Origin of the sequence: Pseudomonas sp. RIT-PI-a, from assembly GCF_001187875.1 — a bacterium.
GTDB classification, from domain to species: Bacteria; Pseudomonadota; Gammaproteobacteria; order Pseudomonadales; family Pseudomonadaceae; genus Aquipseudomonas; species Aquipseudomonas coleopterorum.
Window position 1 is genome coordinate 114,007 of sequence record NZ_LGIR01000003.1, and the last position, 14,985, is coordinate 128,991.

15 protein-coding genes are annotated in these 14,985 nt (G+C 63.4%); 6 read left to right on the top strand and 9 right to left on the bottom strand.

Translation table 11 applies throughout. The features are described from left to right. Nucleotides 1-10: 10 nt before the first annotated feature. The 4 genes from flgC to AC788_RS01215 all read right to left on the bottom strand — a co-directional run bounded on the left by flgC (nt 11) and on the right by AC788_RS01215 (nt 2,893). A complete protein-coding gene (gene flgC, locus AC788_RS01200; RefSeq protein WP_049858815.1) occupies nt 11-454 on the bottom strand; it encodes a flagellar basal body rod protein FlgC in 444 nt (147 codons plus the stop codon). A gap of 3 nt (nt 455-457) precedes the next feature. Continuing rightward, nucleotides 458-865, bottom strand: coding sequence for a flagellar basal body rod protein FlgB (flgB, locus tag AC788_RS01205; RefSeq protein WP_049858816.1), 408 nt, complete (start codon nt 863-865; stop codon nt 458-460). A gap of 225 nt (nt 866-1,090) precedes the next feature. Next, complete coding sequence (gene cheR / locus AC788_RS01210; RefSeq protein WP_049858975.1) at nt 1,091-1,918, bottom strand: protein-glutamate O-methyltransferase CheR; 828 nt, start codon at nt 1,916-1,918, stop codon at nt 1,091-1,093. 48 nt (nt 1,919-1,966) lie between these two features. Next, nucleotides 1,967-2,893, bottom strand: coding sequence for a chemotaxis protein CheV (locus AC788_RS01215; RefSeq protein ID WP_049858817.1), 927 nt, complete (start codon nt 2,891-2,893; stop codon nt 1,967-1,969). Nucleotides 2,894-2,951: 58 nt separating this feature from the next. Between AC788_RS01215 and flgA the strand changes: the two genes are divergently transcribed. The 4 genes from flgA to AC788_RS01235 all read left to right on the top strand — a co-directional run bounded on the left by flgA (nt 2,952) and on the right by AC788_RS01235 (nt 5,733). Next, nucleotides 2,952-3,704: a flagellar basal body P-ring formation chaperone FlgA gene (gene flgA, locus AC788_RS01220; protein ID WP_049858818.1), complete on the top strand. Its 753-nt coding sequence runs from the start codon at nt 2,952-2,954 to the stop codon at nt 3,702-3,704. Between the two features lie 149 nt (nt 3,705-3,853). Next, the gene (gene flgM / locus AC788_RS01225) at nt 3,854-4,159 is read left to right on the top strand and encodes a flagellar biosynthesis anti-sigma factor FlgM (protein WP_049858819.1); all 306 of its coding nucleotides are present in this window, start codon (nt 3,854-3,856) and stop codon (nt 4,157-4,159) included. A gap of 49 nt (nt 4,160-4,208) precedes the next feature. Beyond that, a complete protein-coding gene (locus AC788_RS01230) occupies nt 4,209-4,676 on the top strand; it encodes a flagella synthesis protein FlgN (RefSeq protein WP_049858820.1) in 468 nt (155 codons plus the stop codon). Nucleotides 4,677-4,986: 310 nt separating this feature from the next. After that, complete coding sequence (locus AC788_RS01235) at nt 4,987-5,733, top strand: flagellar brake protein (protein WP_049858976.1); 747 nt, start codon at nt 4,987-4,989, stop codon at nt 5,731-5,733. Nucleotides 5,734-5,769: 36 nt separating this feature from the next. Here the strand turns inward: AC788_RS01235 and AC788_RS01240 are convergent, their stop codons facing one another. Both AC788_RS01240 and AC788_RS01245 read right to left on the bottom strand, forming a co-directional pair. Continuing rightward, nucleotides 5,770-7,062, bottom strand: a complete 1,293-nt coding sequence (locus AC788_RS01240) for an MFS transporter (RefSeq protein ID WP_082223528.1) — start codon at nt 7,060-7,062, stop codon at nt 5,770-5,772. A gap of 114 nt (nt 7,063-7,176) precedes the next feature. After that, nucleotides 7,177-8,418, bottom strand: coding sequence for a glutamine synthetase family protein (locus AC788_RS01245; protein WP_177327936.1), 1,242 nt, complete (start codon nt 8,416-8,418; stop codon nt 7,177-7,179). Between the two features lie 310 nt (nt 8,419-8,728). Between AC788_RS01245 and AC788_RS01250 the strand changes: the two genes are divergently transcribed. Both AC788_RS01250 and AC788_RS22025 read left to right on the top strand, forming a co-directional pair. Continuing rightward, the gene (locus tag AC788_RS01250; protein ID WP_049858822.1) at nt 8,729-9,454 is read left to right on the top strand and encodes a winged helix-turn-helix domain-containing protein; all 726 of its coding nucleotides are present in this window, start codon (nt 8,729-8,731) and stop codon (nt 9,452-9,454) included. Between the two features lie 108 nt (nt 9,455-9,562). After that, the gene (locus AC788_RS22025; protein WP_049858823.1) at nt 9,563-10,003 is read left to right on the top strand and encodes a winged helix-turn-helix domain-containing protein; all 441 of its coding nucleotides are present in this window, start codon (nt 9,563-9,565) and stop codon (nt 10,001-10,003) included. On the opposite strand, the gene AC788_RS01260 is transcribed toward AC788_RS22025, so the two are convergent. The 3 genes from AC788_RS01260 to AC788_RS01270 are packed head-to-tail and all read right to left on the bottom strand — an operon-like array spanning nt 10,000 to nt 14,900. Further along, nucleotides 10,000-11,250, bottom strand: coding sequence for an HlyD family type I secretion periplasmic adaptor subunit (locus AC788_RS01260; RefSeq protein ID WP_049858824.1), 1,251 nt, complete (start codon nt 11,248-11,250; stop codon nt 10,000-10,002). The genes AC788_RS22025 and AC788_RS01260 overlap by 4 nt on opposite strands. 18 nt (nt 11,251-11,268) lie before the next feature. Continuing rightward, nucleotides 11,269-13,446: a type I secretion system permease/ATPase gene (locus AC788_RS01265; protein ID WP_049858825.1), complete on the bottom strand. Its 2,178-nt coding sequence runs from the start codon at nt 13,444-13,446 to the stop codon at nt 11,269-11,271. Then, nucleotides 13,443-14,900 carry a TolC family outer membrane protein gene (locus tag AC788_RS01270; RefSeq protein WP_049858977.1) on the bottom strand — a complete coding sequence of 486 codons (1,458 nt, stop codon included), beginning with the start codon at nt 14,898-14,900 and terminating at the stop codon, nt 13,443-13,445. The genes AC788_RS01265 and AC788_RS01270 overlap by 4 nt, the downstream gene beginning before the upstream one ends. Nucleotides 14,901-14,985 lie beyond the last annotated feature (85 nt).

A 14,985-nucleotide genomic window follows, 5' to 3' on the forward strand; every position in this document is an offset into this window, starting at 1 on the left:
CTCGCCTCTATCACTGACCCAGGGTCAGGACCTTCTGCATCATGGTCTTTGCGGTGTTCATCAGTTCAGCGTTGGTCTGGAAGGAACGGCTGGCCGAGATCATGTCGGCCATTTCCTCGACCACGTTGACGTTCGGGTAGTAGACGTAGCCGTCCTTGTTCGCCGCCGGATGGTTGGGCTCGTAGCGCGCCTCGAGGTTGCTCTGGTCCTCGACCACGCCGGTGACCTGCACGCCCTGCCCCGCCGAGTCCTGGTCCTGGAACAGCGAACCGCTGTCGCCGTTTTGCTGGCCCTGGAGCATGGTGGCGAACACCGGGTGCCGCGCACGGTAGGTCTGGTCGATGCTCGACGACACGGTTTCGGCGTTGGCAATGTTGCTGGCCACGGTGTTCAGGCGCGTGGTCTGGGCACTCATGCCGCTACCGGCGATGTTGAAGACACTGGCGAGGGACATGGCTTACTCTCCGCGAAGGGCCGATACCAGCCCTTTGAACTTGCTGTTGAGCAGGGTGAAACTGGCCTGGAAGTTCACCGAGTTCTCGGCGTAGTTCGATTGCTCGATCTGCGCATCGACGGTGTTCTGGTCCAGCGACGGCTGGGTGGAAATGCGGTACTGCAGCTCCTCGTCACCGGAGCTGAACCCTTGGGCGGCGATGTGCTTGCCGTTGGTGGTCTGCAGGCCGAAGGCACCTTTGCCGTTCTGCTCGCTCTGGGCAGCCAGCACCGAGGCGAAGTCCAGGTCACGAGCCTTGTAGTTGGGGGTATCGGCGTTGGCGATGTTGTTGGCCAGCACTTCGGCGCGCTTGGCGCGAAACCCCAATGCCTGCTCGTGAATGCCCAGCGCTTTGTCGAAACTGATGCTCATGTTGGTACCTATGCGGCAGACCAGATGGTTCGTGCAGGATAGATAGCAATCACTGTGCCAAGTCTCGAAATGCCCGCCCTGTGCGGGTTGCGGGCCGGTCAGCCGAGGGGGGATGCCAGAAAAGCGGCAAGAAATTTCCGCTGGAGGGGAAAAGCGGCAACGCCGGCGTCAGAAAAATTGCCGCATGGCGCTGCAGTGGCGCACCTCGTCAGACGAGGCACGGGGTCACTTGGCCTGATAGATGATGCCGGGGCTGCACTGCACCATCTGGTAGAGCTCGGGCAGACCGTTCAAGGCTTCGGATGCGCCCAGAAACAGGTATCCACCTGGCTTGAGGGTGCCGTGGATGCGGGTGAGGATGTCTTTCTTCACCTGCGCGGAAAAGTAGATCAGCACGTTGCGACAGAAGACGATATCGAACTTGCCCAGGGCGGCGTAGCTGTCGAGCAGGTTGAACGCGCGAAACTCGACGCGACTGCGAATCGGCGCCTTGACGGCCCAGCGCCCCGGCCCCTTGGGATCGAAGTAGCGCTGCAGGCGCTCCTGGGAAAGGCCGCGACCGATCGCCAGGCTGTCGTACTCGCCGCTCTTGCAGTTGGTCAGCATGCTGCCGGACAGGTCAGTGGCCACGATCTGCACGCCCGACTTCAACTGGCCCAGATTGCTGCGCTCGAATTCGTCGATGGTCATCGACAGCGAATAGGGTTCCTGGCCCGAGGAACAGGCCGCCGACCAGATGCGCAGGCGCGCGCCGGGGCTGGCCTTGATGCTTTCGGGCAGGACCTTGTTCTTCATCACTTCGAACGGGTAGGTGTCGCGAAACCACAGGGTTTCGTTGGTGGTCATGGCGTCCACCACCTGCTCGCGCAAACCGCTGCGCGGCTGGTTCTGGATGCGTTGCACCAGCTCGCCCAGAGACTTGATGCCCTGCTGCTCCATCAGCTTGTTCAGGCGGCTGGCGACGAGGTACTGCTTGTTCTCGCCCAAGAGAATGCCACAGGCTTTTTCCAGGAAGACCCGGAATTGATCAAAATCCAAATTACCCGTAGACACGGTGCCGCCTCTTGCTGGTTCGGTAGGCCGGGCGCTGGCGCCCGGCATTCATACTGCTGCCTTGATGCGATCGACGACACGAGCCGCCAGATCGTCGGGGCGGAACTTGGCAAGGAAATCGTCGGCGCCGACTTTCTTCACCATGGCCTGGTTGAACACCCCTGACAGGGAAGTATGCAGGATCACGTGCAGTTTCTGCATGCGCGGGTCGCTGCGAATCTCGGCGGTCAAGGTGTAGCCGTCCATTTCCGGCATCTCGATATCGGAAATCAGCATCAGGAATTCCTCTTCCGGACGCTTGCCGTCGTCGACCAGCTTGCGCAGGTACTCCAGCGCCTGCCGACCGTCGTTGAGCGCTACCACTTCCACGCCGACCGTCTGCAGGCAACGAGTCACCTGCTTGCGCGCCACCGATGAGTCGTCGACGGTCAACACGCGCAGCGACACTGCCTTGCTGTGGGTCTCTTCGTCGACCACGCCGACCGAGATCGCTTCGGAAGTCGGCGCCACTTCGGCGAGGATCTTCTCGACGTCGATGATCTCGACCAACTGGTTGTCCACGCGGGTGACAGCGGTCAGGTAGTGATCGCGGCCGGTGCCCTTGGGCGGCGGATGAATCTCCTCCCAGTTCATGTTGACGATGCGTTCCACCGAGTGCACCAGAAAGCCCTGAATCTTGGTGTTGTACTCGGTGATGATGACGAAGGTGTCGGTGGATGCCTCAAGCCCCACGGAGCCTGTGGCCATGTCCAGATCCAGGATCGGAATGGTCGCCCCGCGGATGTTGGCCACGCCGCGAACCACCGGGTTGGACTTAGGCAATACCGTCAGTTTGGGGCATTGCAGCACCTCCCTGACCTTGAAGACATTGATCCCGTAGAGCTGCTTGCCATTGAGGCGAAACAACAACAACTCGAGGCGATTCTGTCCAACCAGCTGCGTGCGCTGGTTCACCGAATCCATAACACCGGCCATGCCCAAACTCCTCTTGCGACCCTGACGATATCGGCACGGGCCTTGCTATTAGCACTGCATGAACGCAAAAACGACGGTTTCTCGACACATCGCTGCGTATTTATTCTGGGCCGTTGCCACGGTGGGTGGCGCGGTGCTCGGCAGTACGGCGCGCGCCGACAATGTCACATTGCCCGAACAGCTTATCGGTGTCACCCAGGGTTTTCTTGAGTTCACTGTCGAAGATTATCTGGCGACCTCGCAGATCCAGGGTCGCTACGAGATCGAGGTGAACAATCTTGACCCGCGCCTGCGCATGCCGGACTGTGATCGGCAGCTGTCGGCGACCCTGGAAAGTCCGGCGCAACCCTTGGGCCGGGTGACCGTGCGTGTGCGTTGCGAAGGCGGCGCGCCTTGGACGGTATTCGTTCCGGCCCAGGTCCGGCTGTTCCGCGAGGTGGTCACCACCACCCGGCCGCTCAAACGCGACAGCGTGCTGACCGAGGGCGATGTGGCGTTGCGCGAGCGGGACATTGGGGCGATGGGGCAAGGCTTTCTGGTTTCGCTGGACGAAGCGGTGGGCATGAAGCTGATCCGACCGACGGTTGTCGATCAGGTGCTCACGCCGGTGTTCCTTGAACAGCAGGCACTCGTGCTCAAGGGTGACCAGGTGGTGATCATCGCCCGCAGCGGCACCCTGGCGGTGCGCATGCCGGGTGAGGCGCTGGCCCAGGGTGGCATGAGCGAGCAGATCCGCGTACGCAACCTGAACTCCAAACGGGTGGTCAAGGCACGGGTGACCGGCCCTGGCCAGGTGGAAGTGGCAATGTAAACGCTGGTCGGCGAAGCGGAGTTTTCCTACACTAGGGGGCTATACAAGCCCGTCGCCGCAGCATCGGGCATTTGCGAAATTGCGCCTAAAGTTAATCGGGATTTGGCCGAAAACAAGGCAAGCGTCCAAATACCCAGAGGTTCAGAACAATGGTTATCGACTTCAACCGAGTAGGAAACTCGCCGTCAGTGCAAGGTACGCCACGTACCGGCGCTGCCAAGGAAGTGGCCGCCGACACGCCCGTGCCAAGCACGCCAGCCGTGAAGAGCGGGGAACCGGTCACCTTGAGCGATCAGGCCCAGCAAATGCAGAAAATCACCGACAAGCTGAGCGATCAGCCAACTGTCGACAGCGCCCGCGTCGCCGAGCTCAAGCAGGCCATCGCCGAGGGTAGCTACAAGGTCGACAGCGAGCGCGTTGCCAGCAAAATGCTCAATTTCGAAGCCCAGCGCTAGTTCAGTCTAGGCGCCGGGGCTTCTGGACGCGTCAACGCCAGGGCTCACCATGCACGATCAAACGCTGTTGCAGCTGATTGAAGAAGACCTCCCTTACGCAGGGCAGCTGCTCGAGCTGCTGCGTGATGAGTCGCTGGCTTTGCAAAGCCGCGACATGGAGCTTCTGGAAACGATTCTGGCGCAGAAGCAGTCGTTGATCGTGTTGCTGGAACAGAACGGGCGGCGGCGCAGCCATTTGCTGATGCAGATGGGCCTGTCGGCCGATCGCGAGGGGCTGCAGGCGCTCGCGCGTCAGTCGCACCTGGGCGATGCGTTGCTGGCCAGGGGTGATGCGTTGAGTCAGTTGCTGGCGCAGTGTCAGGCGATCAATGCCGAGGTTGGCCAGGGTATCGCGCGCCAGCAGGTGGCGACCGCCAACCAGATCCGTATTCTCACTGGCGCAGAGCCACCGTCGCTCTACAACAGCCGTGGGTCGACCGCGAAGATGGCCACCTACCGGGCGCTCAGCCAGGCGTAACAAGCGCGTCGCCCCCGGACGCGGCTCGCGCCGCTGCTACAGGGATCGCGTACACCCACGCGATGCACACCGCACGCCTCCGCAACGACGGCGCACGTCGCGCCAGCAGTACACGCGGTTCCCGTGGCAACGGCGCACGTTGCGTCGGCGGTACACGCGGTCCCTGTAGCAGCGGCGCGAGCCGCGTCGGCGGGCGATGCGGTGCGTGTTGGCACAACGCAATGCGCGCGCGCGTCATCTTTAAACCTTTTCAACGAGCTGGCAGAATGCCGCACCTGCGCAGTCGGCGCGATCCGGAGTGGACAAGAACGTGTCAAACGCATCGAACCTGGAAGACGCTCCGCAACCGCCAAAGGTACTGGCTACGCCTCTGGAAGTCGCCGCCAACCTGCGCCTGCTTCAGGAAAGCCATGACCCCCTGATCATCACCTTCCAGGACCGCCCCCTGCGCTGCCAGAGCTTTCTGGTGGAAGTGGACCGAGACAACCTGCGCATCGTGCTCGATGAAATGATCCCGCGCGAAGGCGAAAAGTACCTGGAAGCGGGCGAGCCCTTCAAGGTCGAAGGGTTTCATGAAGGTGTGCGGGTGGCGTGGGAAAGCCATGGCAACTGGACCATCACCCAGAAGGAATGCGGACGCTGCTATGTCGGCGCGCTGCCGGGCCAGGTGGTCTATCACCAGCGACGCAACGCCTTTCGTGCAGCGCTCAAGCTTTCGCAGCTGGTGGATGTGGAAATTGCCGGCAGCCGACTGAAGAACACCCTGGTCGGCAAGCTGCTGGACATCTCGGCCCACGGTTGCAAACTGCGCTTCGAAGGCGACATCAGCGAGCGTCTGCAACTGGGGCAGATCTACGAGCGTTTCATGGCCGCCCTGCCCTTCGGCGCCATGACCACGTCGGTCGAGCTGCGCCACCTGCATTTCGAGGAACGCATCGACACCACCTTCGTGGGTGTGCGCTTCCACAACATTCCTGGCTTGGTACAACGCCAGATCGAACGTTTCGTGCATCAATTGCAACGTGAAGCGCAGCGCTTCGACAGAGACGACTTCTGAACCCAGGCCGCGCATCACGCGCGGCCCTGCCGCTCCCTACACGGGTTTGGCCGGCTCCTCGTCGGCAGGCTCGGTGTTCTGCATCTGCTCTTGCACCAAGTGCTCGTCGACACGGGGGTCCAGGGCCGCGGCCAGCGGCGAGTTGGCCGCGGGCATGGCGACGTGATGCAGCGGCGCATCGTCCACCACATGCAGGTTGGTCACCGCCTTCGGCCGGATGCGCCAGACCAGCACCACGGCGAAGAAGCAGAAGAAGGCATACAGCATCTGGCTGCCGAACTGCTTCATCAGCACGCCGGCCACCAGCGGGCCGACACTGGCACCCACCCCGTAGGTCACCAACAGCATCGCGGTCAGCGACACGCGCCGATCGGCTTCCACGTGGTCGTTGGAAAACGCCACGGCCAATGGATACAACGAGAACTGCAGCAACGATACCAGGAAGCCGGCGGCAAACAGCACTTCCAGCGGCACGGTCGGAATCAGCGCCAAAGGCAGTGCAGCAATGGCGATACCCACGGCCACGCATCGGATCAGCAGAGCACGGTCGTAGCGGTCCGACAGCCAGCCCAGTGGCCATTGAACCAGCAGGCCGGCAAAGATGCACGAACCCATGAACAAGCCCACCTGCTCGGTGCTCAACCCCTGCTGTGAGGCATACAGCGGTGCCAGACCATAGAACGAGCCGACGATCAGACCGGATCCGAGCACGGTGCTCAGCGACTGCGGTACCCGACTGAGGAAGAAGCGCGGTTCCATGGGCGCCGGGTGCATCGGCGCCGGGTGAATCCGTCGCGTGAGCGCAACCGGTACCAGGCACAGGGCGAAGCACAGGGCAACCAGCATGAGCAGTTCCAGGCCCAGTTGCGGATGCACGACCAGGATCAGCTGACCCAGTACCAGGCCAAGGTAGGACGCGATCATGTAACCGCTGAACACCGCCCCACGCTGCTTGGTGTCAGCCTGCTCGTTGAGCCAGCTTTCGATCACCATGTACTGGCACATCATGCCCAGGCCAACGATGACCCGCAGGAACAGCCAGGCTGGCAGGTAATTCACCAGGCCATGGCCCAGCACGGCCGCGCCGACGATACCGGCGCAGGTGGCGTAGGCGCGTATGTGCCCCACGCGGGCGATCAGTCTGTGGCCGATCTTGCCGCCCAGAGCCAGACCGAAATAGTTGGCTGCCATCAGGGCACCGACCCACAGGCTGTCCACCTGCTCGGCCGACAGGCGCAGGGCCAGGTAGGTACTCAATAGACCAGAGCCGATCAGCATCATCAGTGAAGCGAAATACAGGGCTCGAAAGTTTTTCCAGATTTGGCGCATTGCAGGTCCGCGGTAAAGGGTGTCGGAACGATCAGGTCACGGGCGACGGCCCCCCCGCCACTTCGGCGGACCGCTGCGGGAAAGGAGCGTCACCTGCATCAAGCTGTTGCAGGATCAAGCCTGGGCCGCCAGTACCCGGCGCTCCCAAGGGGTGATTTCATCGAAGAAACTCGCCAGCTCCAGGGTCTTGGTCGCGATGTAGCCTTCGATGAACACATCGCCGAACAGTTCCCTGGCCAACAGGCTTCGTTTCAGACGCTCCAGAGCGGCATGCAAGGTACATGGCAAGGACAATTCATCGGGCACCGCGAGGTCGCCCTGCATGGGCGGGGACGGCTCCAGTCGCTGTTCGATGCCGTGCAGACCGGCGGCAAGGCTGGCGGCGATCGCCAGGTAGGGATTGGCGTCCGCACCTGGCAGGCGGTTCTCGACCCGCCGCGCACTGGCCACGCTGGCGGGGATGCGCAGCCCGGCGGCGCGATTGTCGTAGGACCAGCAGGCATTGTTGGGCGACGCATACGGCTGGCAGAGGCGCTGGTAGGAATTCACGTTGGGCGCCAGCAGCGCGGTGAAATCGGCCATGGCCGCCTGTTGCCCACCGATGAAGTGGCGGAAGGCATCGGTGGGCTGGTCGCAAGCGTCGCTGAACACGTTCAGGCCGCTGTCCACCGCTACCACACTCTGGTGTATGTGCATGGAGCTTCCGGCCACCCGCGCCAGCGGCTTGGCCATGCACACCACACTGAGCCCATGCTTGAGCCCGACTTCCTTGAGCAGGTGCTTAAACAGAAAGGTCTGGTCGGCCAACAGCAGCGGATCACCATGGAGCAGGTTGATTTCGAACTGGCTGACGCCCATTTCGTGCATCACCGTGTCGCGTGGCAGGCCCATCGCCGCCATGCTGCGATAGACCTCGGTGAAGAACGGTCGCAGACCGTTGTTGGAGCCGACGCTGAACGCGCTGCTGCCGTCCTCCCGTCGACCATCCAGGCCGATCGGCGCCTGGAACGGCAGCAACGGGTCGGGATTGGCGGCGAACACGAAAAACTCAAGCTCGGTGGCCACCACTGGCGCCAACCCTAGACGGCCATAGCGAGCCAGGACTGTCTTGAGCAGGCCGCGGGTCGACAGCGGGGAGAAGCCACCGGTCAGCTCCTCGGCATCGCAGACCACCCAGGCGCGGGGCGGCTCGCTCCACGGCAGGCGGTGCAGCCGAGTCAGGTCGGGCACCAGCGCGACGTCGCCGTCATCGGCGCCGTAGTAGCGGCTGGGCGGATAGCCGCCCATGATGCATTGCAGCAATACGCCGCTGGCCAGCTGCAGCCGCCGCCCTTCCTGAAAGCCCTCGGCGGTCATCACCTTGCCGCGCGGCACGCCGTTGAGGTCAGGTGTGACGCACTCGATTTCATCGACACCGCGCAGGTGCTCGGCGACCGTACGCGGTCCTTCGATACTCATGTCTCTGTCCTTGACGTTGAATGCCGCACGCGGCGATGGGCACAAAATACGCAACGCAGCAGGCGCGTGACAAGCCATCGGCAAGCACAGCTACGACGAAAGTCGCTTGCCGATAGCGTAGCGCCAGTACACAGTGTGACTGTTTGGATAAAAGCAGCTCGATGCTGCGCCTTGTTCGCCGGCCCGGCGAACAGCAGGAATGGTACACATGGAAGTTTTGGCTGCACTGTTTCACCCGCTCGAACCACGCCTCCTCATGCTCTGCAGCGATACTTCACGGACCGACTCGCTCGAACGCTACCTTCAAGACCTTTCTCTACCCGTCGAGGGCCTGCAGCCGGAGTTGCAGCCGGCGTATGACTATGAGTCGAGCCGGCACAAGGCCATTCTCGTCGAGCCTGGCCGTGGTGAACGCCAGAAAGGCGTGCGCTGGGTCGACAATATCCGCCGCGGCAACAGCTGGGCTTCGATACTGGTGGCCTTGACGGGCGCCGATGCGGCCATTCGCCAGGACTATCAGCAGGCTGGAGCCGACCATGTCTTGCGCCTGCCAAGCACTGAGCCTGCGCGCGAGACGTTTTACGTCGAACTGTTCCAGAACCCGGACTACTGGAACCTGACGCCGCCGGTGGTGGACCCCGCGCGTCTGTGTCTGGAGGATGAAACCCGGCGGCTGGACCTGACCTTTGCGCAGGTTCAGGTCGTCCTGGCGTTGCTGTACGCGCCGCATCACCAGTTGAGCTTCGACGATCTGGCGCAACTGCTGGGGCTGAATCTGCGGACCTACGACATGCGTGTGGTGGAGAAATTCGTCAGTCGCCTGCGTAGCAGCATCCGCCAAGTCTTCGGCACCAACGTGATCCAGAGTGTGCGCGGCAGCGGCTACCGGCTGAACCGTGGGTGCATTTCGCCGCCGCCCAGCGCTTTCCACTGAAAGGCGGTTTTCACCAGACCGATGGGCATTGGCGGTTTTTTCACGGCGTACTAGGCTTGGAGTGATACGACAACTGTATCCAGCTCTACGTTTTGAAGGAACGACCTCATGCCTACGGATCTTGGCGACAAATTTTCATCCATCAACAATCAGCTCTATACAGCCCACCAGACAACCGACGAAGCGCAGCTGGCGCGTGGTTTCTGGTGGTTCAATGACGTCGACTGCACCCTGACCCAGAACGGTATCACCGTGGGTCTGACACGTACCGAATGTTGGCTGCTGAGCCTGCTCGCCTTCAGCAGCGAGCGGGTCATCAGCAAGGAAGCGCTGATTGCCGGACTGGGCAAGGACCCCAGCCACTACAACGGCCTGGAAATGTCCCTGAGCCGCCTGCAAAGCAAGTTTGGCCAATGCAGCGGTGGTGAACGCCTGATCCGCTCGGTACGCAACCGTGGCTACTGCCTGGCCCAGGTGGTGCGTGCTGCCTATTGCCCGAGCTGGAAATCGCCGACGGGCCTGGCTGGCAAGCCCCCCTGCTGCTGCTAGCGTTCGCGCAGGGCTTCCTTGGCCCGGTTCAGTGGCTTGATCAGGTAATCCAATACCGTCTTGTGCCCCGTGGTGATGTCCACCGTGGCGATCATCCCGGGGACGATGGCGAAGGTCTTGCCGGCCTTGTTTTCCAGCGAGTCGGAATCGGTGCGGATGAACACGCGGTAATAGAACACTTCCGGTTTGACCTCATCCTGAAGGGTGTCGGGCGAGATGGTGACGACCTTGCCGTCAAGCCCGCCGTAGATCGAATAGTCGTAGGCGGTGATCTTCACCTTGGCCTGCTGGTCGGGATGGATGAAGGCGATGTCGCGAGGCGAGATGCGCGCCTCGATCAGCAGACGCTCGTCCAGCGGCACGATTTGCATGAGTTGGCCGTTGGGCGGTACCACGCCACCGATGGTGGTGACCTCGATATCCTTGACGATGCCCCGTACCGGCGAACGCAGGGTCAGGCGCGAGACTGAATCGGAGCGGCCCTTGAGCACGGCGGTGAGGGTTTCGACGTCGGCGTTGGCCTTGGCCAGTTCCTCGCGGGCACGCACCATGTAATCGGAGCGCGCCTCGGTGAGCTTGAGTTCGAGTTCCGACCGCTGCCGATTCAGGCGCAGGACTTCCACGCGGCTGGCCGCCCCGGTCCTGGCCAGGTTATCGGTGATCTGCAACTCGCTGCGCACCAGACGCAGCGACTCGTTGATGCCGGTCAGGGAATCGTCCAGGCCACGACGGCGGGCGTTGTACAGCTCGGTTTCAGCCTTGAGCAGTGCCGGGTAGGCATCGAGCTCGGGGGGAAATTTCAGCGGCTTGAGCCCGACCTCGGCCTGCAGCCGGGCGACGCTGGCCAACGTGGCCCGGTATTTGGCCGCGCTTTCGCCGAAGTTGGATTCGGTCTTGGTCGGATCCAACTGGGCCAGCACTTGCCCGCGCTCCACGATCGCCCCTTCGGTCACATTCATCTCGGCGATGATCCCGCCTTCGAGCGACTGGATCACCTGCTCCCGCGAGCTGGGAATCACCTTGCCGGTGCCGGTGGAGACTTCCACCACTTCGAAAAAGAAGGCCCAGACGAAGAACGCCAGGAGCATGGCGACCGATACCCACACCACGCGGGTCGCGCGCACCACGGTGGAGTCGTCGACACCGTCCTGATAATACGACTGGCCGGGCGCACCGTCTTCGCTGAGCAGCGGAATGCGCTTGAATTCACCGGAGCCCAGCACCTTGAAACCCTCGCCTGTGTCCATTTGCCCTGCCCTCCTTGATTAAGCCGCGCCCTTGGGACGCGACAGCGTGGCGATGGCGTTTTCCTTGGTGTCGTCGATGACCACCTGGCCGTTGTCGACCACGATGATCCGGTCGACCAGCGCCAGCACGCTGGTGCGGTGGGTGGCGACGATGATCGTGCGCCCCTGCCCCCAGGTGGCCAGGTTGTGGATCAGCCGGCGCTCGGTGGTCTCGTCCAGGGACGCGGTGGGTTCGTCGAGCAGCAGGATGTGCGGCTGACGGATCAACAGGCGCGACAGCAGCAGCGACTGGCGCTGGCCACCCGACAGGCCGAGGCCGCCTTCCAGGATCAAGTGATCCATGCCGGTCGGACACTGGCGGACGAAATCCAGCGCGCCAGTGATCTCCAGCGCCGCAATGATTTCCTGATCCGAGGCCTGCCCGGCGCCCATGATCAGGTTCTCGCGCAGGCTGCCGTGGAACAGCCGTGAATTCTGCGTGAGCAGGCCGATGTCACGACGCACGTCGGCCGGGTCTATGTGTCCCAGGGCCACACCGTCGAGCGTGATACTGCCGCCGCTCAGGTCCAGGCCACCGGCCAATGCCTGGAGCAGGGTCGACTTGCCTGCCCCGTTGCGGCCGAGGACGGCGATGCGTTCGCCGGGCGCGATGGTCAGGTCGTTGACGGTCAGCGCCGGGGTGCGCGATTCCTCACTGTATTTGAAGCTGGCACGCTTGAGCGCGTAGCGCCCGCCGATCACCGGCAGGTGCACGCGCTGGGCGCCTTCGGGGTGATCGACAGGCAGCAGCATCAGACGGTTGAGCCCTTCCAAAGCCACTTTGGCCTGTTGCCAGCGCGTCAGCACGTGGGTCAGTTGCGACACCGGCGCCATCATCCGCGAGACCAGGATCGAGGCCGCCACCAGGCTGCCGGTGGTGAGGTCACCGGCGATCACCATGGGGGCGCCGAACACGATGACGATGGCGAACACCGCGCTCTGCACGTTCTGTGTCCAGGCCACCAGGCCGTTGGTCAAGGTGCGCAGGCGCAGGCTGCTGTCCGCTGCCACGGCGTTGTAGTGGTTCCACTGCTGCTGGAAGCGCTGCTCGGCCTGCAGGCTCTTGATGTCGTCCATGCCCTGCACGGTTTCCACCAGCATGGCGTTGCGCAGGGCCGACTCGCGCATGGACTCGTTGGCCAGACGCGCCAACTTGCGCTGGGCCAAGAGCCCCGGCACCACCATGGCAACGAGCGCGCACAAGGGAATCAGCACCAGCGGCCCGCCGATCAGGTAGAACACCACCAGGAAGATCAGGAAGAACGGCAGGTCGGCCAGCGCCGTGGCGGTGCTGGAGGTGATCAGGTCGCGCAGCGATTCCAGCTCGCGCAACTGCGAGATGAACGAGCCGGTCGACTTGGGCCGTGCCGAGTTGCGCAGGCGCAGGGCGTGACCGAACACCAGGTCGCTGACCCGCAGGTCGGCACGCTTGCCCAGCAGGTCGGTGATCTTCATGCGCATGATGCGCATGATGAAGTCGAAGACGATCGCCAGCAGCACGCCGCCGAACAGCACGTACAGCGTGGGCAGGGATTCGGCCGGGATGACCCGGTCGTACACCTGCATGGAGAACAGCACCCCGCCCAGCCCGAGCACGTTGGCCACCAGCGAGGCCAGCATGACGTGGCCGTAGGGCCGCAGGTCGCGCAGGACGATCTTGCGGAACCAGTGCTCGTCGTAGGGCTTGATGTAGTCGTTGGTGCGCACGTCGCTGACCGGCCGAGCCGGACGCAGGATCACAGTGCGCAGCGCGTTGTCCAGCAGGGTCTGGCGGTCGATGCTGCTCTGCAGCCCCAGGTCGCCGCTGTAGGCGATGCCGATCTGCTCGTCGTCGCCCAGCACCTGGATGATGCCCACCTGACCGTCCTTGAGCTGCACCACCAGAGGCGTGCGCCACTGGGTCAGGGTGGTGGGATCGTAGTGCGCGAACTTGATGGTCAGGCCGGCCTGACGGGCCATCTGCCGCAGCACGTCCTCGACGCTCGAGTCGTCGGCGCGCATCGACGCGATGCGCACGTTTTCGGCCGAGCATTCCAGGCGGTAGTGGCGCGCCACCCCCAGAATCGCGTCGAGCCAGACCTGATAGTCCTGGCGCGAAAAGGTTGCGTGGGGTTGCGCCGTTTCCGGGTCCAGCGGCAGGTTCACGGCATCGTTCATGGCAGGATCTCCACGCCTTGGATGGTGCTCCGATCGATTCGGTAGGCACTGCGCAGGGCGCCGGTGCTGTACAGGCAGTCCACCTGCAGGCGGCGCAGGTCGGCTTCGGTATTGGCCAGGTCGAAACGCGACTGGTGGATTTCCTGCTCGGCGTTGAGCAGGTCCAGCAGCGGCCGCGTGCCCAGTTCCAGGTACTGCTGGCCATACAACTCGCGAGCTTCGACGATGCTGGCCTGGCGGTACTGCAGCGAACCGAGTCGACGGTCCAGGCTGGCGGTCTGCGCCTGGGCTTCGAACAGCCCCTGGCGCGCCTGCAGCCTTGCGGCGTCTTCGGCCGAATCGGCGGCGGTCAGGGCGTAGGTGGCCGCTGCGGTGCGGGCGGTGGTGGCGCCGCCCTGGTAGAACGGTACGTCGAGGTTGATGAAGATGCCCGCCTGGGTCCGGTCGATGTTGGAATTGTTGCTGTTGTAATTGCTGTCCAGGTAATGGTTGAGCGTGGGGTCGACGGACAGGGTCGGCAGTCCGTCGGCGCGGGCCTGGCGGATGGCAGCCTGGGCTTCGACCCGTTGCGCGTTGGCCACCAGAATCCCCGGCAAGGCGTTCATGTCCGGCTCGGCGGTGCTGCAGGAGGCCAGCAGTGAGGACGGAAAGTCGTCGTTGACCTCGAACGGCGCAGCGCGCCCGACCAGGTTGATCAGGTTGGCCCGCCAGCGGTTGTACAGCGCCTGATACTGCAACAGCGTGGCCCGCGCGCCGTCTTCGCGTGACTTGGCCTGGACCACGTCGGAACGGGTCGCGGCGCCCATGTCGCTGCGCTGACGGGCGAGTTCGGCGATGCCGGCGATGCCCTTGATCTGCTCTCGGGCGATCTCGAGCAGGCGCTTGTAGCGCTGCACCTCGATGTAGGCCTGGGAGGCGTCGCGCGCTACTTGATCGATGCTCAGCAGCACCTGCGCCTGGCTGCGGGCGACCCGCGCCTTGGCCACATCGACGGCGCTGTCGACCTTGCCGAAGTCATACAGCATCTGCTTGAGCGATATGTTCACCGCCTGGCTGGTGCCGTTGCCGCCGTAGGAGCTGTCGAGGCCACCGCGCAGGCCGCCGGTGATGCGCGGGTAATAACCGGCGCGCGCGACGTTGATGCCCTCGCCCTGCTGGTAGAGGGTGCCGATCGCTTCAGCGATGCTCGGATGCCATTCCACCGCCAAGCGAACCGCCTGGGCCAGGCCCAGCTGGCTGCCGGCTATCGGCGCAGCCAGGTCGGTGTCATGCTGTTGAGCAGGACCAGGCACGGCTGCGGGCCGGGCGGTGGGGCGTGGATGAAGCCCGACGCGCGAGTCGGGGCGGGTTTCCAGACGGCTGGGGCTGATGACCCGCAGTTCGGGTTCGACGGTGTCTGCGGCCTGTGCCGACAGGGTGTACAGCGTTGTGCTACTCAAGGCCAGAACGGCCACCGAAAACTGTGCTGCCAAAAAGGTCCACTTCAAGCCAATCCTCCACTTCCTGTTGTTCCTGACACGCCCGAGACAGGCGACGTGC

Coding starts and splice junctions, on each gene's coding strand:
- flgC (WP_049858815.1), bottom strand. CDS start 454: ATGTCCCTCGCCAGTGTCTTCAACATCGCCGGTAGCGGCATGAGTGCC.
- flgB (WP_049858816.1), bottom strand. CDS start 865: ATGAGCATCAGTTTCGACAAAGCGCTGGGCATTCACGAGCAGGCATTG.
- AC788_RS01215 (WP_049858817.1), bottom strand. CDS start 2,893: ATGGCCGGTGTTATGGATTCGGTGAACCAGCGCACGCAGCTGGTTGGA.
- flgA (WP_049858818.1), top strand. CDS start 2,952: ATGAACGCAAAAACGACGGTTTCTCGACACATCGCTGCGTATTTATTC.
- flgM (WP_049858819.1), top strand. CDS start 3,854: ATGGTTATCGACTTCAACCGAGTAGGAAACTCGCCGTCAGTGCAAGGT.
- AC788_RS01230 (WP_049858820.1), top strand. CDS start 4,209: ATGCACGATCAAACGCTGTTGCAGCTGATTGAAGAAGACCTCCCTTAC.
- AC788_RS01240 (WP_082223528.1), bottom strand. CDS start 7,062: ATGCGCCAAATCTGGAAAAACTTTCGAGCCCTGTATTTCGCTTCACTG.
- AC788_RS01245 (WP_177327936.1), bottom strand. CDS start 8,418: ATGACCGCCGAGGGCTTTCAGGAAGGGCGGCGGCTGCAGCTGGCCAGC.
- AC788_RS01250 (WP_049858822.1), top strand. CDS start 8,729: ATGGAAGTTTTGGCTGCACTGTTTCACCCGCTCGAACCACGCCTCCTC.
- AC788_RS22025 (WP_049858823.1), top strand. CDS start 9,563: ATGCCTACGGATCTTGGCGACAAATTTTCATCCATCAACAATCAGCTC.
- AC788_RS01260 (WP_049858824.1), bottom strand. CDS start 11,250: ATGGACACAGGCGAGGGTTTCAAGGTGCTGGGCTCCGGTGAATTCAAG.
- AC788_RS01265 (WP_049858825.1), bottom strand. CDS start 13,446: ATGAACGATGCCGTGAACCTGCCGCTGGACCCGGAAACGGCGCAACCC.